The organism is Sandaracinobacteroides saxicola, from assembly GCF_014117445.1.
Lineage (GTDB): Bacteria > Pseudomonadota > Alphaproteobacteria > Sphingomonadales > Sphingomonadaceae > Sandaracinobacteroides_A > Sandaracinobacteroides_A saxicola.
In genome coordinates, this window is record NZ_CP059851.1 from 779,354 (window position 1) to 805,097 (window position 25,744).

23 protein-coding genes and 1 tRNA gene are annotated in these 25,744 nt (G+C 68.4%); 18 read left to right on the forward strand and 6 right to left on the reverse strand.

The window, feature by feature from the left end:
• Nucleotides 1-389: 389 nt before the first annotated feature.
• Nucleotides 390-623 (forward strand): FeoA family protein, encoded by a 234-nt coding sequence (locus tag H3309_RS03885; RefSeq protein ID WP_182297463.1) that lies wholly within the window; start codon nucleotides 390-392, stop codon nucleotides 621-623.
• Nucleotides 620-2,452: a ferrous iron transporter B gene (gene feoB, locus H3309_RS03890; RefSeq protein ID WP_182297464.1), complete on the forward strand. Its 1,833-nt coding sequence runs from the start codon at nucleotides 620-622 to the stop codon at nucleotides 2,450-2,452. Before H3309_RS03885 ends, feoB begins: the two co-directional genes overlap by 4 nt.
• A 72-nt stretch (nucleotides 2,453-2,524) precedes the next feature.
• Here the strand turns inward: feoB and gltX are convergent, their stop codons facing one another.
• On the reverse strand, nucleotides 2,525-3,847 hold the full coding sequence (gltX, locus tag H3309_RS03895; RefSeq protein ID WP_182297465.1) for a glutamate--tRNA ligase: 1,323 nt from the start codon (nucleotides 3,845-3,847) through the stop codon (nucleotides 2,525-2,527).
• Between the two features lie 126 nt (nucleotides 3,848-3,973).
• On the opposite strand from gltX, the gene H3309_RS03900 reads away from it, so the two are divergent.
• The 8 genes from H3309_RS03900 (at nucleotide 3,974) to H3309_RS03935 (ending at nucleotide 9,877) form a co-directional block, all read left to right on the forward strand.
• Complete coding sequence (locus H3309_RS03900) at nucleotides 3,974-5,848, forward strand: 2-oxoacid:acceptor oxidoreductase subunit alpha (RefSeq protein WP_182297466.1); 1,875 nt, start codon at nucleotides 3,974-3,976, stop codon at nucleotides 5,846-5,848.
• A 60-nt stretch (nucleotides 5,849-5,908) separates the two neighbouring features.
• Nucleotides 5,909-6,106 (forward strand): type II toxin-antitoxin system HicA family toxin, encoded by a 198-nt coding sequence (locus H3309_RS03905; RefSeq protein ID WP_182297467.1) that lies wholly within the window; start codon nucleotides 5,909-5,911, stop codon nucleotides 6,104-6,106.
• Nucleotides 6,103-6,504, forward strand: a complete 402-nt coding sequence (locus H3309_RS03910) for a type II toxin-antitoxin system HicB family antitoxin (RefSeq protein ID WP_182297468.1) — start codon at nucleotides 6,103-6,105, stop codon at nucleotides 6,502-6,504. Before H3309_RS03905 ends, H3309_RS03910 begins: the two co-directional genes overlap by 4 nt.
• Before the next feature lie 43 nt (nucleotides 6,505-6,547).
• Nucleotides 6,548-7,570 (forward strand): 2-oxoacid:ferredoxin oxidoreductase subunit beta, encoded by a 1,023-nt coding sequence (locus tag H3309_RS03915; protein ID WP_182297469.1) that lies wholly within the window; start codon nucleotides 6,548-6,550, stop codon nucleotides 7,568-7,570.
• A gap of 52 nt (nucleotides 7,571-7,622) precedes the next feature.
• On the forward strand, nucleotides 7,623-8,180 hold the full coding sequence (locus tag H3309_RS03920; RefSeq protein ID WP_182297470.1) for an RNA polymerase sigma factor: 558 nt from the start codon (nucleotides 7,623-7,625) through the stop codon (nucleotides 8,178-8,180).
• Entirely contained in the window at nucleotides 8,177-8,491 is a 315-nt protein-coding gene (locus H3309_RS03925; protein ID WP_182297471.1) for a hypothetical protein, read from the forward strand. Before H3309_RS03920 ends, H3309_RS03925 begins: the two co-directional genes overlap by 4 nt.
• Entirely contained in the window at nucleotides 8,488-9,003 is a 516-nt protein-coding gene (locus H3309_RS03930; protein ID WP_182297472.1) for a periplasmic heavy metal sensor, read from the forward strand. The genes H3309_RS03925 and H3309_RS03930 overlap by 4 nt, the downstream gene beginning before the upstream one ends.
• Nucleotides 9,004-9,118: 115 nt before the next feature.
• The gene (locus H3309_RS03935; protein ID WP_182297473.1) at nucleotides 9,119-9,877 is read left to right on the forward strand and encodes a M48 family metalloprotease; all 759 of its coding nucleotides are present in this window, start codon (nucleotides 9,119-9,121) and stop codon (nucleotides 9,875-9,877) included.
• Nucleotides 9,878-9,914: 37 nt separating this feature from the next.
• Here the strand turns inward: H3309_RS03935 and H3309_RS03940 are convergent, their stop codons facing one another.
• Nucleotides 9,915-12,116, reverse strand: a complete 2,202-nt coding sequence (locus H3309_RS03940) for a TonB-dependent receptor (protein WP_182297474.1) — start codon at nucleotides 12,114-12,116, stop codon at nucleotides 9,915-9,917.
• Nucleotides 12,117-12,213: 97 nt separating this feature from the next.
• On the opposite strand from H3309_RS03940, the gene H3309_RS03945 reads away from it, so the two are divergent.
• Nucleotides 12,214-12,831: a TetR/AcrR family transcriptional regulator gene (locus H3309_RS03945; RefSeq protein ID WP_182297475.1), complete on the forward strand. Its 618-nt coding sequence runs from the start codon at nucleotides 12,214-12,216 to the stop codon at nucleotides 12,829-12,831.
• Between the two features lie 11 nt (nucleotides 12,832-12,842).
• On the opposite strand, the gene trpD is transcribed toward H3309_RS03945, so the two are convergent.
• Genes trpD through tpiA form a run of 3 tightly spaced genes read right to left on the reverse strand, consistent with a single transcriptional unit; the run spans nucleotide 12,843 to nucleotide 15,138 of the window.
• The gene (gene trpD / locus H3309_RS03950) at nucleotides 12,843-13,817 is read right to left on the reverse strand and encodes an anthranilate phosphoribosyltransferase (RefSeq protein ID WP_182297476.1); all 975 of its coding nucleotides are present in this window, start codon (nucleotides 13,815-13,817) and stop codon (nucleotides 12,843-12,845) included.
• Nucleotides 13,814-14,407: an anthranilate synthase component II gene (locus tag H3309_RS03955; protein WP_182297477.1), complete on the reverse strand. Its 594-nt coding sequence runs from the start codon at nucleotides 14,405-14,407 to the stop codon at nucleotides 13,814-13,816. Before H3309_RS03955 ends, trpD begins: the two co-directional genes overlap by 4 nt.
• Before the next feature lie 11 nt (nucleotides 14,408-14,418).
• Complete coding sequence (gene tpiA / locus H3309_RS03960) at nucleotides 14,419-15,138, reverse strand: triose-phosphate isomerase (RefSeq protein ID WP_182297478.1); 720 nt, start codon at nucleotides 15,136-15,138, stop codon at nucleotides 14,419-14,421.
• Nucleotides 15,139-15,251: 113 nt separating this feature from the next.
• On the opposite strand from tpiA, the gene H3309_RS17630 reads away from it, so the two are divergent.
• The 3 genes from H3309_RS17630 (at nucleotide 15,252) to H3309_RS03975 (ending at nucleotide 19,433) form a co-directional block, all read left to right on the forward strand.
• A complete protein-coding gene (locus H3309_RS17630; protein WP_182297479.1) occupies nucleotides 15,252-17,192 on the forward strand; it encodes a peptidylprolyl isomerase in 1,941 nt (646 codons plus the stop codon).
• 4 nt (nucleotides 17,193-17,196) lie between these two features.
• Nucleotides 17,197-18,690, forward strand: a complete 1,494-nt coding sequence (locus H3309_RS03970) for an anthranilate synthase component I family protein (protein ID WP_182297480.1) — start codon at nucleotides 17,197-17,199, stop codon at nucleotides 18,688-18,690.
• Nucleotides 18,691-19,359: 669 nt separating this feature from the next.
• Nucleotides 19,360-19,433 (forward strand) — tRNA-Cys (locus H3309_RS03975).
• Between the two features lie 134 nt (nucleotides 19,434-19,567).
• Here H3309_RS03975 and H3309_RS03980 read toward each other — a convergent pair.
• Complete coding sequence (locus H3309_RS03980; protein WP_243453837.1) at nucleotides 19,568-20,329, reverse strand: dienelactone hydrolase family protein; 762 nt, start codon at nucleotides 20,327-20,329, stop codon at nucleotides 19,568-19,570.
• Nucleotides 20,330-20,503: 174 nt separating this feature from the next.
• Between H3309_RS03980 and H3309_RS03985 the strand changes: the two genes are divergently transcribed.
• The 4 genes from H3309_RS03985 to H3309_RS04000 are packed head-to-tail and all read left to right on the forward strand — an operon-like array spanning nucleotide 20,504 to nucleotide 25,633.
• Nucleotides 20,504-21,109 carry a protein-L-isoaspartate O-methyltransferase family protein gene (locus H3309_RS03985; RefSeq protein ID WP_182297482.1) on the forward strand — a complete coding sequence of 202 codons (606 nt, stop codon included), beginning with the start codon at nucleotides 20,504-20,506 and terminating at the stop codon, nucleotides 21,107-21,109.
• 13 nt (nucleotides 21,110-21,122) lie between these two features.
• Entirely contained in the window at nucleotides 21,123-22,511 is a 1,389-nt protein-coding gene (locus tag H3309_RS03990) for a TolC family outer membrane protein (RefSeq protein WP_182297483.1), read from the forward strand.
• Nucleotides 22,508-22,795: a DUF2497 domain-containing protein gene (locus H3309_RS03995; protein ID WP_182297484.1), complete on the forward strand. Its 288-nt coding sequence runs from the start codon at nucleotides 22,508-22,510 to the stop codon at nucleotides 22,793-22,795. The genes H3309_RS03990 and H3309_RS03995 overlap by 4 nt, the downstream gene beginning before the upstream one ends.
• 33 nt (nucleotides 22,796-22,828) lie before the next feature.
• Nucleotides 22,829-25,633, forward strand: a complete 2,805-nt coding sequence (locus H3309_RS04000; protein ID WP_182297485.1) for a valine--tRNA ligase — start codon at nucleotides 22,829-22,831, stop codon at nucleotides 25,631-25,633.
• The last annotated feature ends 111 nt before the right edge of the window (nucleotides 25,634-25,744 follow it).

Genomic DNA, 25,744 nt, shown 5'->3' on the forward strand with positions numbered 1-25,744 from the left:
GCGGAGGGGGTGAAATCCTTAATGCAAGCAGCTCAGTGCTTCACACAAGCCCCGTCATGCTGAACTTGGTTCAGCACCCATCGTCCCTCCAATACCTCGCGCGACGCGAGAAACCGACCGTTTCCGCCAACCCCTTGATTCAGGCTGTCACTTTTTTCGACAAACCTTCCATAATCCTACAGCCCCTGCGCGGCCAAGCCGCGCGAACTCGGGCAGAGGTTGGGGCGGAGACAGCGAAAAGAACCAAAGAAAGAACAAAAAGCGCGGCAAAGCCGCTTGTCGGACGGGTTCGTCGGGCACGCCCTCCGCCCCGCCGGCCATGCTTGCGCGAGTCTCAAAATAGCTCCGCTATTTTGTGCCGCGCCGCGCATATGCTAATCACTCGCAACATGACCCCCCTCGACCTCCTCTCCCCCGGCCAGACCATGCGCATTGCGGCGCTTGCCAGCCACGATCCTGCCGCCACGCTCCGCCTCCACGAAATGGGGTTCGACGAAGGCGTCACCGTCTCCCTCCTCCACCGCGGACCCTTCGGGCAGGACCCGATCGCCGTCCAGGTCGGCACCATGACCGTCGGCCTGCGCCGCGCGCTGGCCGCCCTCGTGCTGACCGTCCCGGCATGACCGCCACCATCGCGGTGGTCGGCAACCCCAACGCCGGCAAGACCAGCCTGTTCAACGCGCTCACCGGCGCCCGCGCCAGGATCGGCAACTATCCCGGCGTCACGGTCGAGCGCCGCGCTGCCCGCCTCACCCTGCCCGATGGCACGCCCATCGACCTCATCGACCTCCCTGGCGCCTACAGCCTCACGCCACGGTCTCCGGACGAAGCCGTCACCCGCGACACCATCCTCGGCCGCCAGCCCGGCGAGACGCAGCCCGCCGCGATGATCGTCGTGCTCGATGCCACCAACCTCGGCAATCACCTGCGCTTTCTCCTCGAACTGAAGCGCCTCGGCCTGCCCATGCTGGTCGCGCTCAACATGGTCGACCTCGCCGCCCGCGACGGCGTCACCATCGATACCGCCGCGCTCGCCGACTATCTCGACATGCCGGTGATCGAGACCGTCGCCGTCCGCCGCCGCGGCCTGCAAAGCCTGCTCGCCGAGGCGGCCACCCTCCTCGCCACCGCCACCCCCCACGCCGCCGCCCCGCCGGAGGACGTCCGCACCCTGGCCCGCGAAGCCCGCACGCTGGCGTCCGCCGTTACCCGCACCACCGGCACCGCGCGCCGCACCACCACCCGGATCGACCGCATCGCGCTGCACCCGCTGTTCGGCCCGCTCATCCTCGCCGCCATCCTGTTCGCCATGTTCCAGGCCGTCTTCAGCTGGGCGGAGGCGCCGATGGGCTGGATCGAGACCGCCATCGCCGCGCTGCAGGCCCAGGCTGGTGCCGCACTGCCGGACGGCGCGCTGCGCTCGCTGCTGGTCGATGGCGTGCTCGCCGGCGTCGGCAGCGTCATCGTCTTCCTGCCGCAGATCCTCATCCTGTTCGCCTTTATCCTGGCGCTGGAACAGTCGGGCTACATGGTGCGCGCCGCCTTCATCATGGACCGGCTGATGGCCCGCGTCGGCCTCAACGGCCGCGCCTTCATCCCGCTGCTGTCCAGCTTCGCCTGTGCCATCCCCGGCATCATGGCGACGCGGACGATCGACGATCCAAAGGACCGCCTCACCACGCTCCTCATCGCGCCCTTGATGACCTGCTCGGCGCGGCTGCCCGTCTATGCCGTCATCATCGCCGCCTTCATCCCGGCCACGAAGGTGGGCTGGTTCGGCCTCCAGGGCCTGGTCATGTTCGCGCTCTATGCCTTCGGCGTGCTCGGCGCGCTCGCCGCGGCGTTCGTGCTCCGCCGCACCGTCACCAAGGGCCCGGCGCCCAGTTTCCTGATCGAGATGCCGAAATACCAATGGCCGGCGCTGCGCGATTTCGCGCTGGGCCTGTGGCAGCGCGCCGCCGCCTTCCTGCAACGCGCCGGCACCGTCATCATGGCGGTCACCGTCGCGCTCTGGTTCCTCTCCAGCTACCCGGCGCCGCCGGCCGGTGCCACGCAACCCGCCATCGACTACAGCATCGCCGGTCGTCTCGGCACCGCGCTGGAGCCGGTCTTCGCCCCCATCGGCTTCAACCGCGAAATCGCCATCGCCCTCGTCCCCGGCATGGCGGCGCGCGAAGTCGCCGTCAGCGCGCTCGGCACCGTCTATGCGCTTCAGGCCACCGCCGACGACCCCGGCACATTGACCGAGCGCCTGCGCAACGCCTGGCCGCTCCCCACCGCGCTTGCCTTCCTCGCCTGGTATGTCTTCGCCCCGCAATGCCTCAGCACGCTCGCCGTCGCCCGGCGGGAAACCAACGGCTGGCGCTGGCCCGCCTTCATGTTCGCCTACCTCTTCGCCATGGCCTACGCGGCCGCCGGTATCACCTACTGGCTGTCAAAAGCCCTGCTCTGAGATCCTCCCCCACTTGTGGGGGAGGTGTCAGCGGCCAACGGCCGATGACGGAGGGGGCCAGTCAATCCTCGCTCACCGCACCGTCAACCGATGCAGCGCCGCCTCCCGCCCGATCAGCGGCAGCAGCGCCGCCATGTCCGGGCCATGGTCCATCCCCGTCAGCGCCTGCCGCAGCGGCATGAACAGTGCCTTGCCCTTCCGCCCGGTCGCCTCCTTCAGCGCCGCGGTCAGCGCCCCCCAAACCCCGGCATCGAAGGGCAGGGCGGCCAGCGTGTCCGCGGCGACCGCCAGATAATCCCGATCCTCATCGGCGACATCCGTATGCACCGGCCCGGTCACCACCGCATGCCAGGTCGCCGCCTCCGCCAGCGTGTGCAGGTTCGGCCGGATCGCCTCCCACTCCGCCGCGCCCATGCCCGCCGGCAGCCGGTCGGCCACCGCCTCGAACGGCAGGGCGTGCAGGATCTTGGCATTCAGCCCCAGCAGCTCCGCCTCGTCGAACCGCGCTGTCGCCCGGCCCAGGTTGCCGATGTCGAACCGTTCAATGAGCGGCGCGTCGCTCGTCACCGGCTCCACCGGCAGGCTGCTCCCCAGCCGCGCCAGCAGCGCCTTCACCGTCAGCGCCTCGATGCCCTTCTCCCGGAACTCGCTGACCCCGATCGACCCCAGCCGCTTCGACAGCGCGCCATCGCTGCCCGTCAGCAGCGGCGCATGGCCGAATTTCGGTGCCTCCGCCCCCATCGCCGCGAACATCTGCAACTGCACGCCGGTGTTGGTCACATGGTCCTCGCCGCGCACCACATGCGTCACGCCCATGTCGACATCGTCGATCACGCTCGGCAGCATGTACAGCCAGCTGCCGTCCGCCCGCCGGATGACGGGATCGGACAGGCTCGCCGGATCGATATGGCTCGGCCCGCGGATCAGGTCGTCCCACGCCTTCGGCGCGTCGGCGGACAGCCGGAACCGCCAGTGCGGCGCCACCCCCCGCGCCGCATAATCGGCATGATCGGCCTCGCTCAGCGCCAGCGCCGCCCGGTCATAGACCGGCGGCAGGCCGCGCCCCAGCAGCAGCCGCCGCTTGATCTCCAGCTCCTCCGGCGTCTCGTAACAGCGATAGGCATGGCCCGCCGCCGCCAGCTGCTCCAGCACGTCCGCATAGCGCGCCATCCGCGCCGACTGCTTCTCCTCCGCGTCCGGCACCATCCCCAGCCAGGCCAGGTCATCGCGGATCGACTGCGCGAACGCCTCGGTCGAGCGGGCGACATCGGTATCGTCCAGCCGCAGCAGGAACTGCCCGCCGGCCTGCCGCGCCAACAGCCAGTTGAGGAGGGCGGTGCGGACATTGCCGACATGCAGCCGGCCGGTGGGCGAAGGGGCAAAGCGCGTGATCATGCGCGCCGGATAAGGCCCCATGGCCCGTCTGTCACCCTGCCGTCACCCACGCCAAAAAATCCGCTTTCGTTTTCCGGCATGCGGCTTAGGTTGCCGGCCAACAAAACAGCACAGGTTATCGCATCCATGGCCACCGCCGCGAAGTTCGACGCGCTCCCCGACACCACGCCCGCCAACGAGGCGGTCGTCGTCCGCTTCGCCGGTGACAGCGGCGACGGCATGCAGTTGACCGGCGGCCAGTTCACCCTTTCGACGGCGCTCGCCGGCAATGACCTGGCCACCTTCCCCGATTTTCCCGCCGAAATCCGCGCTCCGCAGGGCACCTTGTTTGGCGTCAGCGCCTTCCAGATCAACTTCGGCTCCAGCCGCATCGACACCGCCGGCGATGCGCCCGACGTGCTGGTCGCCATGAACCCCGCGGCGTTGAAGGTGAACCTGCCGGCGCTGCGCAAGGGCGGCCTGATCATCGCCGACAGCGGGGAATTCGGCGAACGCAACCTGAAAAAGGCCGGCTATATGGCCAGCCCGCTGGAGGACGACAGCCTGTCCGCCTATCAGCTGCTTGCCTTCGACATCTCCCGCCAGACGGTCGAATCGGTGAAGCCCTTCGGGCTGGGCAACCGCGAGGCGCTGCGCTGCAAGAATATGTGGACGCTGGGCCTGGCGCTCTGGATGTTCGGCCGTCCGCGCGCGCCGATCGTCGACTGGCTCAACGCCAAATTCTCCAAGAATGAGGTGCTGGCCCAGGCGAACATCGCGGCGCTCAACGCCGGCCATGCCTATGGCGAAACCGCCGAGCTGGCCGGGCCCCTGAAACAATTCCGCCTGGCCCCCGCCGACGCCGAGCCGGGCCTTTATCGCACCATCACCGGGGCGGAGGCGCTCAGCCTTGGGCTGGTGGCGGGCGCGCAGCTCGCCGGCCTGCCGCTGTTCTTCGGCGGCTACCCGATCACGCCCGCTTCCGCCCTGCTGCATACGCTGGCGCGCCTCAAGGAATATGGCGTCACCACCTTCCAGGCGGAGGACGAGATCGCCGCCATCGGCGCCACCATCGGCGCCGCCTACGCCGGCAGCCTCGCCGTCACCTCCTCCTCCGGCCCCGGCATCGCGCTCAAGACCGAGGCGATGGGGCTTGCCGTGATGACCGAATTGCCGCTCGTCATCGTCAACTCGCAGCGCGGCGGGCCGTCGACCGGCCTGCCCACCAAGACCGAGCAGTCGGACCTCTACCAGGCTGTCTATGGTCGCAACGGCGACACGCCGATGCCGGTGATCGCCGCCCGCAGCCCCAGCGACTGTTTCGACGTGGCGATCGAGGCCTGCCGTCTCGCCATCGAATATATGACGCCGGTGATGCTGCTGACGGACGGCTATATCGCCAATGCCGCCGAGCCATGGAAAGTCCCCGATGTCACCGGCTACGAGCCTTTTCCGGCCGTGTTCCAGACCAGCGTGCCCGAGGGTGAAAAACTCCACCCCTATGCCCGCGACCCCGACACGCTGCGTCGCGTCTGGGTGAAGCCCGGCACGCCCGGCCTGATGCATCGCATCGGCGGCATCGAGAAAAGCCACGCCACCGGCCACATCGACTACAGCGCCGACAACCACCAGCTGATGACCGACACGCGCAAGGCGAAGGTGGACAATATCGCCCGCCGCATCCCCGCGCAGACGGTCGACACCGGCGCGCCGGGCGGCCGCCTCGCCGTCGTCGGCTGGGGCAGCACCTATGGCCCGATCCGCCAGGCGGTGGAGCGTGCCCGGGCGCGGGGCCTCGACGCCAGCCACATCCACCTGCGCCACATCTGGCCGCTGCCCGCCAACCTCGGCGATCTGCTGCGCGGCTACGACCGCGTGCTCGTTCCGGAGATGAACACCGGCCAGCTGAAAACCCTGCTGCGCGACCAATATCTCGTCGACGCCCGGCCCCTGAGCAAGGTCAGCGGCCAACCCTTCAAGATCAGCGAAATCGAAACCGCGATCGAGGCGATGCTTGCTTAGCGTTTGGCCCAATTTCATCCGCACCACATCATCCGCGAATCGCATAAGGGAATTTCGCAGATGGACAGCCGAACCGTCATCAAACACCTTCTCGCAGATGGGTGGTATCGCGTGAATGTCGTGGGCGACCATTACCAGTTCAAACATCCTGAAAAACCCGGTAAGGTCACTGTGCAGCATCCACGCAAAGACATTCCACCGGGCACGCTGCACAGTATCGAAAGGCAGTCCGGGCTGCCGCTTCGGAGGATGCGATGAAGCAGGTCTATTTCGGCGTGGCAGAAGCAGGCACCAGCGGCTTCGGCCTCTATTTTCCTGATTTTCCAGGATGTGTCACAGGCGGCGAGACGATGACCGAATTGGTATCTAACGGCCATGGTGCTTTGCAGGCGCACATCAACCTCATGGTTGAAGACGGCGACACCCTTCCGCTGCCCAGCGAACCCGATCTCGATGCCGAGCGCGCGCAAGTGCCAGAGGCCGATTTGCGCGCACTGATCGCGGTCGAAGTCCGCATTCCCAGCCTTCCCGACACGGTCGAAGTCCCCATCACCACGAAACTTGTCCAGGAGATCGACGCGGTAACATCCGACCGTCGCAAATTCATCATGGAAGCCACCCGCCGCGAATTGCAGCGCCTGAAAGCCAGCGCCTGACAGTCGCCGACTTGTCATTTCCGCCTACCAACCAGGACATGCCATGAACGAGTTTACCCGTATCCCCATCCCCACCACCCCCGCCGACTGGGCCTCCGACCAGGAAGTCCGCTGGTGCCCGGGCTGCGGCGACTATGCCATCCTGAAGGCGGTGCAGCGCACCATGCCGGAACTCGGCGCGCGGCCTGAAAACACCGTCTTCGTCAGCGGCATCGGCTGCTCCAGCCGTTTTCCCTACTATATGGAAACCTACGGCTTCCACACCATCCACGGCCGCGCGCCCACCATCGCCACCGGCGTGAAGCTCGCCAACCCCGAACTCGATGTCTGGATCGTCACCGGCGACGGTGACGGCCTGTCGATCGGCGGCAACCATATGCTGCACCTGCTGCGCCGCAACCTCGATTGCCAGGTGCTGCTGTTCAACAACGAAATCTACGGCCTGACCAAGGGCCAATACAGCCCCACCTCGCGCGTCGGCACCCGCTCCCCCTCCACGCCCTTCGGCTCGGTCGAGCGCCCCGTGTTCCCCTGCGAATTCGCGCTGGGCGCCGGTGCCCGCTTCATCGCCCGCACCATCGACACCGCGCAGAAACAGATGCCGGAGGTGCTGAAGCGCGCCTACGCGCACAAGGGCACCAGCTTCGTTGAAATCTACCAGAATTGCGTGGTGTACAACGATGCCGTGTTCGACGGCTTCACCGACAAGAAGCTCGCGCCGCACAACCAGATCTGGCTGGAACATGGCCAGCCCATGCTGTTCGCCAACGGCACCAAGGGCCTGACGGTCAACATGAACACGCTGCGCATCCAGGTGATCGACGTGATCGACGGCGACACCTCGAACGTGATCGTCCATGACGAGACCAACAAGGCCATCGCCAAGATGCTGATCGCCATGCGCCATCCCGAATTCCCGGTGGCGCAGGGCGTCATCTTCTGCGATCCCCGCCCCACCTTCGAGGCCGAGGTGGCGACGCAGGCCGCCAAACTCTCCGAAGGCAAGATCGCCGACCTGAACGCGCTGCTGCGCAAGGGCCAGAGCTGGAGGGTTGAGCCGGGCTGAGTGGTCGGGTTGAGTCGGGGGAAATTCAGCCGTCATCCCGTATGACAGGCTGATGCTCGCCCCGCCGCTCCCGTCCGAAGACCTGCTCGCGCTTGCCGCGGCGGGAGACCGTGCGGCCTTCTCCACCCTCGCCGCCCGCCTCGCCGCGCCGGCGCTCACCGCCGCCACCCGCATCCTGGGCAACGCCGCCCATGCCGAGGACGCGGTGCAGGACGCGCTCGTCCGCCTGTGGCGCGAAGCCGGCCGCTTCGATCGCACACGTGGCGCCTTCCCCGCCTGGTGGCGCCGCCTGCTGATGAACATCTGCCTCGACAGCCGGCGCCGCCTCCGCCCGGTCAGCCCCCTCGACGACGCTGCCGATGTTGCCGACCCCGCGCCGTCGCCGGAACATCGGGCGCAGGCGGCCGACAGCGCGCTGCGCGTCCAGGCCGCCATGGCGACCCTGCCGCCGCGCCAGCGCGCCGCGCTGCTGCTGTTCCACGGCGAAGGCTGCACCATGGCGGAAATCGCCGACGCCCTCGACACCACGCCCAAGGCCATCGAAGGCCTGCTCACCCGCGCCCGCAGCGACCTGCGCGCGCGCCTAGAACCGCTGAAAGCCGCGCTATGACTGACCTCGACCAACAACTCCGCGCCTGGGCCACCACCCCCGCGGGGGATCAGGCCGCGCTTGCGCGTATCCTTGCCGGCGTCGATGCCGCGACCCGGCCCGTTCCCGCGCATCGCTGGCGCTGGGCGATGGGCAGCGGAGCACTCGCCGCCGGTATCGCCGCTGCCTGGCTGCTGCTCACCCCCACGCCGGCCCCCGCGCCGTCCGTCTCGCCCGATGCCGACACGCTGCTGGTCAGCGTCTCCGACCCGGCGAAGCTCAGCTTCGCCACCCTCTACACCCCCACCCCCGACGAGGAGCAATATCTGTGAAACATGCCCTGATCCTGTTGAGCGCTGCGCTCATTGCCGCCCCCGCGCTGGCGCAGACGCCCCCACCACCGCCGCCGCCCGGTGCGCCCGCTGCGGCGGTGCCGGACATGCCGCCGCGTGAAGGCCGCATGGGCCGGGAAGGCCGGATGTTCGGCAGCGTCTCGCCCGAAGGCCGTACCATCCTGTGGGCGGCGATGCGCCCCGCTGACGCGCGCGGCGACCGCGCCGCCATCAAGGCCGCCCGCGACAGGGTCAGCGACATCCTCTCCGCCGACCGGTTGGACGTTCCGGCGCTGCGCCGCGCCATGGATGAGGAGCGCAAGCTGGTAGATGCCATGCAGGCGAAACGCCAGGCCGCCATGCTGGACGCTTTCCAGAAGCTCACCCCGGCGGACCGCAAGGCCTTTGTCGCCGATGCCCGCCAGGGCCGCGACCGGCTGGAAATGGGCATGAAGCGCTGGCGTGAGCGCCGCACCGATCCGGCGACCGGCGCCCCGCCGCCGGCGCTGTGATCGCATGACCCCCGCCAGACACCGCGGCGGGGGTCTCTTTTCACGTCGAACGCATGTGGCACTTTACTTCAAGGTTGACGAACGTTAACTTTTTGCCTCAGCAAAAAGGTGCGCCATGGTCGACTATGCCACTTGGACCGGTCTCAACTGGAGCAGCGGTGCCGTCGATCTGCCGCAGCAGGCGTTCGGCTATCGGCTGCTGGTGAAGACCGACGTGCCTGGGACCCCGATGTACGCCCACCGGGACGACCAGGGCGATTTCATCGGCTATAATCCCGGCGTTTGCAGCGCCATGGGCGCCGATGCCAGCCTGTTCGTCCTGCTCCATGAACTGGGGCATATCAAACATGGTCATACCGACCCCAGCCGCGGCACCGATGGCTATGGCTATGGCAATGCTGGACGGGTCGGTCGCGAAACCCATGCCGATGAATATGCCTGCGCGCAGGCCATCGCGCTTTACCCGAACGACGCCGGCAACATCTACACCGCCGCGCACAGCTACTTCACGCGCACCAACGGCGACGGCGGCGGGCACCACCCGCCTGACATCCAGCGCGCCGCCAGCATGGAGCAGCAGTGGCGGCTCCGCTCGACGTTCGACACCCAGATCCGCTTCCACAACGACGACGCCTTTCCCAAAACCGGCGCCCGATCGGTCCTGGCCTGGCTCGGCGTCAGCCTTGTCGAACAACAGGACATGCTCGCCACAATCGAGGCGAAAGGCTCGGCGGCGCTGCGCGGCCCGACAAAAAAGGGGTGGACCTATGCCAAGGCGCTGACTCTGGTGCGCGACATCAAGGTCGGCTGCCGCTTCATCGGCACGCCCGTGCCGCCCAGGCTCATCATCGAGGGGTTCAACCCCTACAACTGATCCTTCCCTCCGGCCGCGGCCGGAGGGAAGGTGAACCTCAGTAGCGAAACTCGATCGTGCCGGTGACCGTCCGCGGCGGGCCATAATAGCCGATGATGCTGTTGCCGAACAACGCACCGGGGAAGTTGTACCCGCCAACCCGGTAGCGCTCGTCGGTCAGGTTGCGGCCATGCACGCCCAGCCGCAGCCTGCCGTCGCCGCTGGTCCAGTTGATGGATGCATCGACCAGTGCATAGCCGGGCTGATCCAGCAGCGCATTCGGGATTTCAAAGACCGACAGCGCGCTGCGATAGGAGAGCGCCGGCGTGAATGCGACGGTGCCGCCGGCCACATCCTGCGACCAGGTCAGGCTGGCGTTGAACACATATTTCGGCGTGTTCTGAAATACCCGCTGGTCCGCGACATCGACCGGCACGCTGCCGCCGGCGATGAAGGTCTTGAACTCGGTATATTTCGCCCGCGTATAGCCGAAGACGAAATTGGCGCTGAGGTTCTTCGACGCGACGACGCGCGCCTCCGCCTCGAAACCATGGATGTTGGCCTTGCCGGCATTGTCCACGATGCTGGCGATCCCCGCCGCGCCGGGCACCTGGATCGTTACCTGCTGGTCCTTATACTTCGAATAGAAGCCCGCCAGGTTCAGGAACAACGTCCGGTCGATGAAGGCGCCTTTCACCCCCAGCTCATAGCTGTCGATCGTCTCCGGCTTGTAGCCGTTGACCGTTCCGGGCGTGAACACCGCGTCGCCGCGCATGTCGAACCCGCCCGATTTGAAGCCCCGGCCCCAGCTGGCATAGACGTTGAGGTCAGGCTCCGGCGTCCAGCTGAGGCTCACCCGCGGAGTCGCCTTCTCGTCGCTGCGGTCGTTGGTATAATCCGTCCGCACCAGCCCCGGGATCGCCGCGGCATTGCCGAACAGCGGCGAACGGATGCCGGTGTAGTTGCGCCGGAACACCGTTCCCACCTTGTCGTCCTTGGTCCAACGCAGCCCCGCCGACAGTTTCACCGTATCGGTCAGCGCATAGGACAGGTCGCCGAACAGCGCATAGCTCTTGGTCTTCACCGTTCCGCTGGTCAGGATGGTCAGGTTCGCCAGGCCGAGCACCGTATCGAACGCGCCCGATGCGCGCCCATTCAGATAATAGGCGCCCAATACCCCTTGCAGCCGCTCGCCCTCGATCAGCAGTTGCAGTTCCTGCGTGAACTGGCGGTCGCTGTAGAAGGCCGGCACGTCCAGCACCGGTCCCGCCGTATTGTCGAAGTCGATGAGCGTATCCGTCCGCCCGTCGCGCAGCGCGGTGATCGATTTCAGCGTCAACCCCTCACCCGGCTTGAACTCGGCGGTCAGGCTGGCGCCGCGCGTCTTCACCCGGTTGTCGTTGCCGATCCCGGCGCGCGTGTCATAGACGCTCGCCGTCGGTTCGAACGCCGGCAGCCCGGCATTGCCCAACAGGCGCGTGCCATGTTTCGGGTTGGATTTGTCCAGCGTCTGGTCGCCCGCCAGACGAATGAACACGGCGTCGCTCGGCGCCCATTCCACGCTTACCCGCGCCGCCAGCACATCCTTGTCATACTGGTCCACGCCGGTGGTGAGGTTCCGGCCATAGCCGTCGCGGTTATACCAGGCGACCGCGCCCCCCACCGACAGGGTATCGGTCAGCGGCAGCGTCACCTGCCCCACCAGGTCGACCTGGTTATAGCTGCCATAGGCAGCCTTGGCCTTCAGCTTCAGCTCGTTGCCCAGCCGGTTGGTGACATATTTGATCGCGCCGCCGATGGTATTGCGGCCATAGAGCGTGCCCTGCGGCCCGCGCAGCACCTCCACCCGCGCCACATCGAAAACGTCCAGCACGGCGCCCTGGGGCCGGGCGATGTAGACGTCATCGACGTAGAGCCCGACGCCCGGCTCGAACCCCCACAGCGGATCCTGCTGCCCCACGCCCCGGATGAAGGCGATCAGCGTGCTGTTCGATCCCCGTGCCACCTCCAGCGTCAGGTTCGGCGTCTGCCGCTGCAGGCTGGTGATGTCCGGCGCGCCCTGGGCGGCGAGCGTCTCGCCACTGATCGCCGTCACCGCGATCGGCACCGAGATCAGGCTTTCGCTGCGACGCCGCGCGGTCACCACGATGTCGTCGCCAGCCTCCGCCGCGCTGACCGCCGGTGCCGCCGGCGCCTGTGCGAAAAGGGGCATGGTGAACAGGGCCGACGAGGCGAGCAGGGCAGCGGTGAGATGGCGCATGGGTTCCTCCAGGGTCTGGCGGCACTCATGACTTGGCACCGCTCTCGATTCCCTTCATACTGAAACCTGAACCGGGATTCAACTTCGGACGCTGAAAATGTCGCAAGCCGCCGCCGCACCGTTGCCGCCAAGCCACAGGGAGCCGCGCACCGAGCGCGGCCGCCGTACCCATCGCGCCATCCTGGATGCCGCCGCGCATGAGTTCGGCACCCGCGGCTACCATGATACCGGCATCACCCACATCACCGCCCGCGCCGGCGTCGCGCTGGGCAGCTTCTACACCTGGTTCGAATCGAAGGAGGCGGTGTTCCGCGCGCTTGTCGCCGATCTGTCGGCGCAGGTCCGCGACCATGTCGGCCCGCATGTCGCCGCGGCCCCTGATGGCCTGGCCGCCGAGGAAGCGGGCCTCGCCCACTTCCTTGCCTTCGCCCGCCAGCAGAAACTCATCTACCGCATCATCGACGAGGCAGAATTCGTCGCGCCGGACGCCTTCCGCGCGCATTATGAAACCACCGCGGCGCGTATCCTCACCCGCCTTCAGGCCGCTGCCGCCAAGGGCGAAATCCGCGCCGATGTCAGCGAAGCCCATGCCTGGGCGATCATGGGCATGAATGTCTTTCTGGGCCTGCGTTATGGCATCTGGGACGACAGCGCCGCCACAACCGCTGTTGCCCAGACGGCCAACAGCATGCTGCGGGATGGGTTGAAGCCGTAGCTGCGGGAGGCTCAGTAGGCCAGCCACCGCGTCAGCAGGGTTTTGGCGGCGCCGGAATCGAGGGCGTGCGCAGCGGTGTGGACCGCGCTGTGCCAATTGGCGGCGGCGTGGGCGAGAAGCAGGGCAGCGGCGGCGTTGAGGAGGACGGCGTCGCGGTAGGGCGACCGCAGGCCATCGAGCAGGGCGGAGAGGGCGCGGGCGTTATAGGCCGCGTCGCCACCGCGGATGGCGGTGAGGGGGTGGCGCGGAAGGCCGGCGGTTTCCGGCGTGATGCGGGTGGCAGCCTGGCCGGGGCGCAAGAAGGTGCTGGGGCCGGCAATGGAGAGTTCGTCCAGCGGCTCGTCGCCGGCGACGAGCATGACATCGGTGTGGCCGAGCAGGGTGAGCGCATCGGCATAGACGGCCAGGAAATCCGGGCGGGCAACACCGATGAGCTGCCGGCTGACGCCCGCCGGATTGCAGGCGGGGCCGGTCAGGTTGAAGATGGTGCGGCGCTGGATCGAACGGCGGACGGGGGCGAGGCGAACGAGCGCCGGGTGGTGGCTTTGCGCGAACAGGAAGGCGATGCCGAGGTCCACCAGCGTGGCCTCCGCGGTTTCCGCGGCGCGCGTGAGGTTGAGGCCGAGCGCCTCCAGCGTGTCGGCGCCGCCCGCCTGCGATGACGCCGCGCGGTTGCCGTGCTTGGCCACGGGCACGCCGCAGGCGGCCACGACAAGGGCGACGGCAGTGGAGACGTTGAGGCTGTTCGCCATGTCGCCGCCGGTGCCGCAGACGTCGATGGCGTTCGCCGGCGCGCTGACGGGGCGCATGCGGGCGCGGATGGCGCGGACGGCGGCGGCGATCTCCACGGCGGTTTCATCGCGCAGCGACATCGTCAGCAGGAAGTCGCGGACGGCGGCGTCATCGGCCCGACCATCGAGGATAGCTGCAAAGGCGGCGTCGGCTTCCTCTGCGCTGAGGGGGTATGTGGCGTCCGGCAGGGTCATGCCGGCATCGCGTGCGGGATGTTCGCGAGCGCCAGGAAGTTGGCGAGCAGGGCATGGCCATGCTCGGTGGCGATGCTTTCGGGGTGGAACTGCACGCCGTGCAGCGGCAGCTCCTGGTGTTGCAGGCCCATGATGGTGCCATCGTCGGTCCAGGCGGTGATCGTAAAGGCGGCAGGCAGGGTTTCGCGTTCGACGATCAGGCTGTGGTAGCGCGTGGCGGTGAAGGGGGAGGGGAGGCCGGCGAAGAGGCTGGTGCCGCCGTGGTGGATGGGGGAGGTCTTGCCGTGCATCAGCTGAGGCGCGCGGATGACGCGGCCCTGGAAGCTGGCCCCGAGCGTCTGGTGGCCGAGGCAGACGCCGAGCAGCGGGATGCGGTGCGCGGCGGCGGCGGCGGTGAGGTCGAGGCAGATGCCGGCCTCGTTCGGGGTGCAGGGACCGGGCGAGGTGAGGATGGCGGCCGGCGCCAGCGCCAGCGCGTCGGCGACGGTGAGCGCGTCATTGCGGTGGACAGTGACGGTGGCGCCAAGGTCTTGCAGGTAATGGACGAGGTTCCAGGTGAAGCTGTCGTAATTGTCGATGACAAGAATCATGGCCGTGGGGGTCATGATTGTGGTGCCGCGCGGGCAATGGCGAGGAAATCGGCCGCCTTGAGACTGGCGCCGCCCACCAGGGCACCGTGGACATGGGGGAGGGCGAGCAGGGTGGCGGCATTGTCCGGTTTGACCGAGCCGCCGTAAAGGATGCGGAAGGTGGCGCCGAAGCGGGTTTGCAGCGCGTCGTGGATGGCAGCGTGGACCTGGGCGACCTGGTCCGGCGTGGGGGTGCGGCCGGTGCCGATCGCCCAGACGGGTTCATAGGCAATCGCCGTGTTGGCCGGGGTTGCGCCGTCGGGGACGGAGCCGGCGAGTTGTGATGTGACGACGGCGAGGGTTTCGTTCGCGTCGCGCTGGGCCAGGGTCTCGCCGACGCAGATGATGGCGGTCAGCGCGGCCCGATGGGCGGCGGCGGCCTTGGCGCGAACGGCGGCGTCGGTTTCGTGATGGTCGCAGCGACGCTCCGAATGGCCGACGATGATGTGCGAAGCGCCGGCGTCGGCGAGCATTTCGGCGCTGAGATCGCCGGTGTGGGCGCCGCTGGCGTTGGCGTGACAGTCCTGCGCGCCGAGCGGCAGTTCCCGCGGCGCCAGCGGCAGCAGGGTGGCCGGCAGGCAAAGCAGCAGGTCGGCGGCGATGCCGGGAGCGGCGGCGGCGACCGCGGCGACTTCGGCCAGGCTTTCCCTGAGACCGTTCATTTTCCAGTTTCCGGCGATCAGCGCGCGCATTGGGGTTCCTTTTTGCGCGCCTCTGGCCAAGGCGCGAGATGGTTGCGCCTCTGGCCAAGGCGCGGGGGCCTCGCTACAGCAGCGCGCAATCTCAAATCAACTGTGAGCTTTTCATGCTGTCATCCTTGCGCAAATCCGCCACATCCTGGGTGGGGGTCATCATCCTGGGGGTAGTGATCATCGCCTTTGTGGTGACGCTGTTCCACGACCCGATGGGCGGTGGCGGCCGGGGGGCAAGCGGTGCCACGTTGGCGACGGTGGGCAAGGCGCCGGTGACCGAGGCGGATTACATGCGCATGTTCGACCGGGCGATCCGGCAACAGCGGGAGACCAGCAAGGGGATGACGAACGCGCAGTTCGTGACCCTGGGCGGCGCCGATGCGGTGTTCGAGCAGATGGTGGAGATGAAGGCGCTGGACGCCTTTGCCGCGCGGGCCGGGCTGGATGTCTCGAAGAAGGTGCTGGATGGCGAGATCGCGAGCATTCCGGCGGCGCAGCTGAACGGCAAGTTCGACGAGGCGAGCTTCCGCCGTCTGTTGCAGGACCAGCGGCTGAGCGAGGCGCAACTGCGCGAGCTGCTGAGCGCGGACATCCGCCGGCGGCAGTTGCTGACGCCGGTGTCGCTGGGGACGAGCGTGCCGGCGGGAATCGCCAAGCCCTATGCCGACCTGCTGCTGGAGGCGCGGCGCGGCGCGATCCTGGTGGTGCCGGCGGCGTTGATGCGCGACGTGCCGGCGCCGACCGAGGCGCAGGTGGCAGCCTTCTATGCGGCCAACAAGGCGGCCTACACGGTGCCGGAGCGGCGGGCGTTCCGCTGGGCGATGCTGGACGCCGCGGCATTCGCGGCGCAGGCGGCGCCGACCGAGGCGCAGGTGGCGGCCTATTTCAAGGAGAATGCAGCGGAGTTCGGCGGAGTGGAGACGCGGACGCTGAACCAGGTGGTGTTGCAGGACCGGGCCGCGGCGGAACGGCTGGTGGCGGCGGCGCGCGGCGGGCAGGGGTTCGCGGCGGCCGCGGCGGCGGCGGGGTTCACCCCGGCCGATACCGCGCTGGGCAGCCAGACGCAGGCGGCGTTCGCCGGCGCCAGCAGCGCGGCCGTGGCGGCGGCGGCGTTCCGCACGCCGGTGGGCGGCGTCAGCGATGCGGTGCAGTCTCCGCTGGGCTGGCATGTGGTGCAGGTGGCCGCGGTGACTGCGGCGAAACCGCAGGGGATGGCGGCGGCGCGGGCAACGATCGTGGCGCGGCTGACCGAGGAGAAGGAGCAGGACCTGCTGGCCGACGCGGTGGCGAAGGCGGAGGACCGGTTCACCGGCGGCGAGAGTTTCGCCGATGTGGCGCGCGACCTGAAGCTGATCGTCAACAGCGCGCCGCCGCTGACCGCGGACGGCCGGGTGCTGAAGAGCGATTACCGCCTGCCCGCTGACGCGGCGCCAATCCTGTCGAAGCTGTTCGACATGGAGCCGAATGAACCGGCGCAGGTGGTGGAGGTGACGAAGGGTCGTTTCGCGCTGGTGGAACTGGGCGATGTGACGCCGCCGACCGCGGTGCCGCTGGCCGAGATCCGCCCGGCGGTGGTGGCGGCCTGGACACAGACCGAGGCGGCGAAGCGGGCGGAGGCGCTGGCGAAGCGGCTGGCGGGCGAGGCCGGCAAGGGCGCGTCGCTGGCGTCCCTGGCGGCGGCGAACGGCCTGCCGGCGCCGCAGACGGTGACGGTGCGGCGGCTGGAACTGTCGCAGATGGCGCAGCAGGGTCAGGCGGTGCCGCCGCCGGTGGTGATGCTGCTGAACACGCCGGCCGGGCGCGCCAACGTCGCACCGGCGCCCGGCGGGCAGGGCTGGTTCGTGGTGAAGACCGATGCGGTGACACCGGGCAACGCCGCGGCGCTGCCACAGCTGGTGGCAGCGGTTCGCAGCAGCTTTGGCCGGGACAGCGCCGACGAGATGGCGGCGGCCTTCGGGCGAGCGGTGCAGCGCGATGTGGGCGTGGTGCGCGGTGCGGCGGCGCTGGCCGGGTTGAAGCGGAAGCTGGCGGGCGAGGGCGCGGCGGCGCAATGACGGTTTGAGCGTAAGCGGCATCGCGGCGGCGCGCGCGGCGTTGCGGGCGGGCGAGGGTGCCTGCCTGTGGCTGCGGCTGGTGGCGGATACCGAAACTCCGGTGGGCGCCTGGTTGAAGCTGGCGCAGCCGGCGCGCGGCGACTGGTTGCTGGAAAGCGTGGAGGGCGGGCGGACGCGGGGGCGATATTCACTGCTGGGGCTGGACCCGGACCGGTTGTTCAAGGTGGAAGGGCGGCGGGTGAGCGTGAACGACCGCTGGCCGGATGCCGGCGGGTGGCGCGAAGCGGGCGACGATCCGCTGACGGCGCTGCGAGCGGAGGTGGCGGCGATCCGCATGGTGGTGCCGGCGGAGCTGCCGAAGGCCCTGGCGTTCTTCGTCGGCTACATGGGGTATGAGACGGTGGGCATGGTGGAGCGGCTGGCGGTGCCGGCCGCCGATCCGCTGGGGCTGCCCGACATGCTGTTCGTGCGGCCGCGGCTGCTGTTGCTGTTCGACCGGTTGAGCGACGCGCTGTTCATCGTGGCGCCGCTGTTCGCCGGCGCGGGCGAGGGCGCGGTGGCGGCGGCGGTGGAGCGGGTGGAGGCGGCGGCGGCGCGGCTGGCGCAGCCGATCCCGATGGCGGCGCGGGTGGAGGCCGTGGAGGCAGGGGTGACGCCGGCGCTGCCGGATGGGGCCTATGCCGCGATGGTGGCGCGGGCGAAGGCGTATATCGGCGCCGGGGACATTTTTCAGGTGGTGCTGGCGCAGCGCTTCAGCCGGGCCTTCACCCTGCCGCCGTTCGACCTGTATCGCGCGCTGCGGCGGATCAACCCGTCGCCGTTCCTCTATCATCTGGATCTGCCGGGGTTCGCGCTGACGGGGAGCAGCCCGGAGATCCTGGTGCGGGCGCGGGACGGCGAGGTGACGATCCGGCCGATCGCGGGGACGCGGCCGCGGGGGGTGGACGAGGCGGAGGATGCGGCGCGGCGGGCGGAGTTGCTGCAGGATCCGAAAGAGCTGGCGGAGCATTTGATGCTGCTGGACCTGGGTCGCAATGATGTGGGGCGGGTGGCGCGGGCGGGCAGCGTGCGGGTGACGGAAAGCTTCGCGGTGGAGCTGTACAGTCATGTCATGCACATCGTGTCCAACGTGGTGGGGGCGCAGCGGGCGGACCGGGATGCGATCGATGCCTTGCTGGCGGGGTTTCCGGCGGGAACCGTGAGCGGCGCGCCGAAGGTGCGGGCGATGGAGATCATCGCCGAACTGGAGCCGGAGAAGCGGGGTGCCTATGCCGGAGGGGTGGGTTATTTCGGGCCGGATGGCGGGATGGACAGCTGCATCGTGCTGCGCACCGCGGTGGTGAAGGATGAGGTGATGCACATCCAGGCCGGCGCGGGGATCGTGGCGGACAGCGACGCGGCGGCCGAGCAGCGGGAGTGCGAGGCGAAGGCGGGAGCGCTGCTGGCGGCGGCGCGGGAGGCGGTACGGGCGGCGGGGGAGGGGAGATATGGGCAGTAGCGCGGCGCGGCTGTGATTAGCGCGCAGCGCTAACTCGCAGACTCGCGCAAGCTTGGCCGGCGTGCGGTTGGCCTTGGCCAACCGACACGTCCGACAAGCGGGCTTTGCCCGCGCTCTTTTTTTTTCTTATTTCTTCTTTCTTCTTTCGCTCTCTCCGCCCTGCCCACCGTCCGAGTTCGCGCGGCTTGGCCGCGCAGGGGCGGTGGTTCGGGGTTGGTGCGGATGCGCTGGCCCCCTCCGTCAGGCTTTGCCTGACACCTCCCCCGCAAGCGGGGGAGGGGCTTTGGCGCTGGAGCCGATAGTGTGGGGTGAGGGCCCCCGGGTCGAGCCCGGGGTGAAGGGGGCTGTTGGTTTGTTGCAGCCAAGAAACTTGGAAGGTTTGTCGAAAAAAGTGACAGCCTGAATCAAGGAGTTAGCGATTTCGAGGCGTTTTGGGCGGGTCGCGCGGGGTGGCTGTGTGCTGGATGCTGACTCGATAATGCCAATATGGTTAGCACAGGCCGATAACTTTGGCAAGCGGTTTTGCAGGTAAGCGATGCTCCTTCCCGTCTGTTTCGCCGCCACCTGTTGCTATGGGGGGATCGGGTGCGGTTGCGTGTGGCGGGGCGGGTGCGTGGTGGGCGGCTTCACAAGCGGGGTGGGCGCTGCTATGGCGCGCGTCCCACGTTGGGCCCGATGGCGGAGTGGTGACGCAGCGGACTGCAAATCCGCGCACCCGAGTTCGATTCTCGGTCGGGCCTCCATCTTGCTCCGCGAACAAGGTCGCGGGGACTTCATGGACGACTTGCGAAACGATTCGTTGCCCCCTCCGTCATCGCCGTTCCAGCGCTGACACCTCCCCCGCAGGCGGGGGAGCGGCTTGTTTGCAGTGCCGGTTTCAGGATTGCAGCCTCTTCCTGAAGAAGGCGATGGTGGTGGTTTCGGCGTCCTTGCCGGGGCCGCTGTCGGGGAGGTGGACGGTCAGCACGCTGTGGGGGGTCATGCCGGTGCCTTGCCGGGCGTGTTCGGGGTCCAGGGTGATGTCCTGGAAGCGGTCGCCGAATTCGGCATGGAGCCGGGCGAAGCGGGCGTCGGGAACCAGGGGGTCGCCGCGGTAGCGCAGGCCGAGCAGGGTGAGGTCTTCGGCTTCGAGGCGGCGTTTGGCGCAGGCGATTTCGGATGCGCTGGCGTCCAGCCCGGCCTTCCTGCCGAGCGGCAGGGAGGGTTGCGAGAGCACGGGGGCGATGACGGCGGGCTCGGTCATCATGGCGAGCGCGAAGCCGCCGGTGAAGCACATGCCGAGGGCGCCGACGCCCGGCCCGCCGCAGTCGGCATGGGCGTGGCGGGCGAGCGCGCGGAGGAAATCGACGATCGGGCTGCTCCTGCCATCGGAGAGCGCATGGAATTCGCGGCGGATGCAGACGTTCACGAACATCTGCGTCAGCGCATAGCCGGTGGAGAGCGGCTTGCCGGGCGTGCCGAACAGGCTGGGGAGGAAGAGGGTGAAGCCGGCGGCGACGAGGCTGTCGGCGAAGCTGAAGACCTGGGGATGGAGGCCGGGGATTTCGTGGCAGACGATGATGGCGGGGCCTTGGCCGGCGCGGAAGACATCGCGGGTGTAGCCGGCGCCGGTGAAGGCGGTGCGGGTGTAGTTTTCCATGGGCATTGCCTTGTTCTCCCCTGGCGGATGGTGGCGGCGCGATGACGGCGTGACAAGACTTGGCGGATTTGTGCGGTGCGGTTAGATGGATTGATTGCGACTCAAATGACGAGGATGTTCGTGGCGTCTGCCCCTGTGCCTGTACCGGTCGATTTTGCTGCCCTGCGGCAAAACATGATCCATTCGCAGTTGCAGGTGAATGGCGTGATTGCACCGCGGCTGGTGGCGGCGTTCGGCGCGGTGGCGCGCGAGGCATTCGGACTGCCGGGACGGGAGGCGCTGGCCTATGTCGATGCCGCGGTGCCGGTGGGCGGCGGGCGCTTCATGATGGCGCCGCTAAGCATCGGGCACCTGTTCCAGGCGCTGGACGTGCGGCCGGACGAGCGGATGCTGGTGGTCGGCGGGGGCTATGGCGGGGCGCTGGCGGCGCGGCTGGCGGGATCGGTGACCGTGGTGGAATCGGATGCCGCGCTGGCGGCGCGCACGCGGGCCCTGCTGCCGGGCGTGGCGGTGGTGGAGGGTGACATGGGTTCGGGCGCTGCCGAGGGCGCGCCCTTTGACGTGATGCTGGTGGACGGGGCGATTGCCCGGCTGCCGGACGCGCTTGCCGACCAGCTGGCCGAGGGGGGCCGGATGGCGGCGATCATGCCGGGAAGCGACGGTGTGTTGCGGGCGATGCGGGGGGTGAAGGCTGGCGGAAGGCTGGTGCCGGAACCGTTCGCGGAGGCCGCGGCGCCGATGCTGCCCGGGTTTTCCCCGGCTCCGGCCTTCCGCTTTTGAAAGTGCCCCCCTCATGAAACTGAAACTGATGCTGCTGTTGTCGCTGGCGATGCCGGCGAGTGCCGATACGCTGGCGGACGCGCTGGCCTCTGCCTATGCCAGCAATCCCGACCTGGCGGCGCAGCGCGCCGTGGTGCGCCAGGTGGACGAGCTGGTGCCGCAGGCGATCGCCGCGGTGCGGCCCGCGGTGACGCCGAGCGCCTCCTTGCAGCAGGTGATGGGCCCGAGTTTCCAGAATGAGGGGCGGCTGTTCAGCGGCGGGGTGACGATCAGCCAGCCGCTGTTCCGCGGCGGGCGCACCTGGTCGAGCATCGAGGCGGGCGAGCAGCGGATCTTCGCGGCGCGGGCGCGGCTGCGGCTGGTGGAAAACAGCGTGCTGGTGAACACGCTGACCGCCTATGCCGATGTGCTGCGGACGGCGGAGATCGTGAAGCTGAACGAGAACCAGGTGCGGGTGCTGGAGCAGCAGCTGCGCGCCAGCCGCGACCGGTTCGAGGTGGGCGACCTGACCCGCACCGACGTGGCGCAGAGCGAGGCGCGGCTGGCGAATGCCAACAGCAATTTGATTGCGGCGCAGGGGGCGGCGATCGCGGCGCAGCAGGCCTATCAGCGGGTGGTCGGGCGGCCGCCGGTGGACCTGGCGCCGATCCCGCCGCTGCCGCCGCTGCCGGCGAGCGCGGCCGAGGCGCTGGCGCTGGCGCGGGACAGCGCGCCGACGCTGCTGGCGGCGCGGTTCGACGAAGGCGCGGCGAAGGCGGATGTGCGCACGGCGCGCGGGCAATGGCTGCCGACGGTGACGCTGAACGCCACCGGCACCTATCAGGAGCTGACCGGGCTGCCCAACGGCGTGGGCACGCGGGTGGTGGATGGCTTTGCCCCGGGAGTGGGGGTGACGGCGTCGATCCCGCTTTACAGCGGCGGGCTGACGGGGTCGGCGGTGCGGCAGGCGCAGGCGCGGCAGAGCCAGTTGCTGGAGCTGATCGCCAGCGCCGACCGGGCGGTGGTGGAGGCGGTGAACAATGGCTGGGCCGGCGTGGAGACGGCGCGGGCGACGCAGGTGAGCGCGAAATCGGCGATCGCCGCGAACGCGCTGGCCGCCGAAGGGGTGCGGCAGGAAAACAGCGTGGGCAGCCGCACCATCCTGGAAGTGCTGAACGCCGAGCAGGAACTGCTGAATTCGCGCGTGACGCTGGCGCAGGCGGACCGGGATGTGGCGGTGGCGACCTATACGCTGCTGGCGAGCATCGGCCGGGCGGAGGCGATCGCGCTGGGGCTGCCGGTGGAGGCCTATGACGTGGCCGTCAATGCCAAGCGTGTGCGCGGGATCATTTCCGACTGGAATGTCGATCCGGACCCGCGGCGGACGCCGGAACGCAACCATGCGAAGAAGAAGGCGCAGTGAGCGGAAAGGCGCTGGACCCGAAGCTGGCGGAGATATTGGCCTCCATCCGGGCGACGGTGGGGGGTGAGGCGCCGCCGACGGTGACGGCGGAGGCGCCGGAGGTGGAGGTGGCGGCGGCGCCGATGGTGGCGCCGGCGCGCCCCGCCGGTGACGGACAGACGCTGGAGGCGTTCATGGCGGCGCTGGCGGGGCCGAAGATCCAGGCCTGGCTGGACGCGCATCTGCCGGAGATGGTGCAGGCGGCGGTGGATGCGGAAGTCAGAAAGCTGATGGGAAAAAGCTGACAGGGTGCGTGGCCGCCGCTAACAGCCGTGCCCATGAGCGAGTTACCGAAGACATTCGATCCGGCGGCCATCGAGGCGCGCTGGTATGCGCGGTGGGAAGCGACGGGCGCGTTCCGGCCCTCTCGGCCCGATGCCGAGCCGTTCACCATCATGATGCCGCCGCCCAATGTGACGGGGTCGCTGCATATCGGCCATGCGCTGGACGTGACCTTGCAGGATGTTCTGGTGCGGCATGCCCGGCTGCGGGGCAGGGATGCGCTGTGGGTGGTGGGGACGGACCATGCCGGGATCGCCACGCAGATGGTGGTGGAGCGGCAGCTGAACGAAAGGCAGGACAAGCGCACGAACTATAGCCGCGAGGATTTCGTGGCGAAGGTGTGGGAATGGAAGGCGGAGAGCGGCGGGACGATTACCCGCCAGCTGCGGCGGCTGGGGGCGAGCTGCGACTGGGCGAACGAGCGGTTCACGATGGACCCCGGGTTCAGCGAGGCGGTGATCCGCGTGTTCGTGCGGCTGTATCATGAGGGGCTGATCTATCGCGACAAGCGGCTGGTGAACTGGGACCCGGGGTTGAAGACGGCGATTTCCGACCTGGAGGTGGAGACGAAGGAGGTGCCGGGGAAATTCTGGCATTTCCGCTATCCATTGGCCGATGGCGTGCGGACGGCGGACGGCCTTGATCATATCGTGGTGGCGACGACGCGGCCGGAGACGATGCTGGCTGACATGGCGGTGGCGGTGAATGCGCGCGATGAGCGGTATCAATCGCTGCTGGCGGCGGGCGCGCAGGTGCTGCTGCCGATCACGGGGCGGCGGGTGCCGGTCATCGCCGACGACCATGCCGATCCGGAACTGGGCAGTGGCGCGGTGAAGATCACGCCGGGGCATGATTTCAACGATTTCGAGGTGGGCGTGCGCGCCGGGATCGCGGCGCGGGACATGCTGAACATGTTCGATGGCGATGCCTGCGTGGTGCAGGTGGCGGACGGGTTGATCCCGGACGCGCTGCTGGGGCTGGAGCGGTTCGATGCGCGGGCACGGGTGGTGGAGCGGATGGAGGCGCTCGGGGCTGTGGAGCGGGTGGAGGAGCGGGTGATCGCGACCCCGTTGGGCGACCGCAGCGGCGCGGTGATCGAGCCGTGGCTAACCGACCAATGGTATGTGGATGCGAAGACGCTGGCGGTGCCGGCGATGGAGGCGGTGCGGGACGGGCGGATCAAGATTGTGCCGGCGCAGTGGGAGAAGACATTTTTCAACTGGATGGAGAATATCCAGCCCTGGTGTGTGAGCCGGCAATTGTGGTGGGGGCATCGGATTCCGGTTTGGCAGACGATTGGCATGACGCGCGATGCCGATGATCGGGTAACGCAGGAAAGCTACGGTGTGTATGCCGCTGAGTCAGAAATGGCTCTACGTCAAAGGATTGAATCTGAGGGCGAAACAAGAATCATTCGCTTCTTTGAGGATTGGGACGCCGTAATCCAAGATCCTGATTTTGCGGCGTTTGACCGTGATAAATATATGGTTTTGGTGCGCGACCAAGATGTCCTCGATACTTGGTTTTCGAGTGCCTTGTGGCCGTTTGCGACGTTGGGGTGGACGGGGAATGAATCCCCCACCCCCGACCCCTCCCCTGAAGGGGAGGGGAGTTTGTTGGCGAAGCACTATCCCGGGGATGTGCTGGTTTCGGGGTTTGACATCCTGTTTTTCTGGGATGCGCGGATGATGATGCAGGGGCTGCATCTGATGGGGGAGGTGCCGTTCCGGACGCTGTATCTGCATGGGCTGGTGCGGGCCGCGGATGGCAGCAAGATGTCGAAATCGAAGGGGAATGCCATCGATCCGCTGGGGTTGATCGACCGCTATGGCGCGGATGCGCTGCGCTTCACGCTGGCGGCGATGGAGAGCCAGGGACGCGATATCAAGCTGAGCGAGGAGCGGGTTCAGGGCTATCGGAACTTTGCCACCAAGCTGTGGAACGCGGTGCGGTTCGCGCAGGCGAACGGCATTGGGGCGAGTGCGGCTCCGCAAGCGCCGATGGCGGCGAAGGCGGTCAATCGCTGGATCATCGGCGAGGTGGCGGCAACGGTTGTTGCGATGGATGCGGCGCTGGCGGCGCTGCGCTTCGACGAGGCGGCGAATGCGATTTACCGGTTCGTGTGGGATGTGTTCTGCGACTGGTATCTGGAGCTGGTGAAGGGGGAGGTGTGCGACGAGACGCGCGCGGTGGCGGGGTGGGCGATCGACCAGGCGCTGGTGCTGCTGCACCCGCTGATGCCCTTCATCACCGAGGAGCTGTGGCATGCGCTGGGGGCGCGGGAGGCGCCGATCATCCATGCGAGGTGGCCGGTGGCGGCTGTGGCGGACGATGAGGCAGCGGCGGAAATCGGCTGGCTGGTGCGACTGGTGCGGGAGGTGCGGGCGGCGCGGACCGAACTGGGGGTGGCCCCGGGCGTGCGACTGCCGGCGCATCTGCGCGAGGCGTCTGCCGTGACACGCGCACGCTGGGCGGCGCATGCCGGGACAATCGCGCGGATGGCGCGGATCGAGGCGGCCGAGGGCGATGGGCCGGCCGCTGGCGCGGCACAGTTGGTGGTGGACGAGATGACCGTCGTGCTGCCGTTGGAGGGCGTGATCGACCTGGCGGCCGAGCGGGCGCGGTTGGGGAAGGCGCGCGATGCCGCAGCGAAGGAGGCGGCGGCGCTGGCGGGGCGGTTGGGCAATCCGGCCTTTGTGGAGAAGGCGAAGCCGGAGGCGGTGGCGAAGGCGCGGGCGGACCATGCCGAGAAGGCGGCGGAGGCGGAACGGTTGGGGGCGGCGCTGGCACGGCTTGGTTAACGGCACACGATGTGTCGGAAAACCTGACAGCTTTGCGGGTGCTTGTTCGATAAGTGTCTGATTTATGGTTCGGCAACAGTTGGCATGAGTTTTGCTCAACCTAAGTTGGCA